At 72.5% G+C, this 291-nt stretch carries 1 protein-coding gene; it reads right to left on the bottom strand.

Features of this window, described 5'->3' with window-relative positions:
- Positions 1-267 (bottom strand): hypothetical protein (locus tag EIK80_RS25545; protein ID WP_148099142.1); only part of this gene is annotated, 267 nt, incomplete at its 3' end.
- Positions 268-291 lie beyond the last annotated feature (24 nt).

The following is a 291-nucleotide window of genomic DNA, read 5'->3' as shown; positions in this document are numbered from 1 at the left end:
GGGGGTCGCGCGGATCGCGGCCCAGCCCTCGGGCCTGGGCGTGACAGACCTGGCGCCGGTGATCTCCAGGCCTTCGGCGAAGCGGCCAGGCCGGGTGTCGCCCTGGAAGCTGTCGATGAACTTCAGGACCGTCAGTCCGGCCTCGTCGCCCCTGAAGTCGATATCGACCGCCAGGGCCGTCAGCGCGCCGTTCTCGACGACCGGCGACAGGGCGTAGCGGAGGGGCTCGGCCTTCGCCGCGGCCCCGAGCAGGAGCGCAACCAGCACCCCGACGGACAAACGCCTCACGCC

The organism is Caulobacter sp. 602-1, from assembly GCF_003931565.1.
GTDB lineage: Bacteria > Pseudomonadota > Alphaproteobacteria > Caulobacterales > Caulobacteraceae > Caulobacter.
The sequence above is the reverse complement of the archived record's forward strand: the minus strand, read 5'-3'. Positions and strand labels throughout refer to the sequence as shown.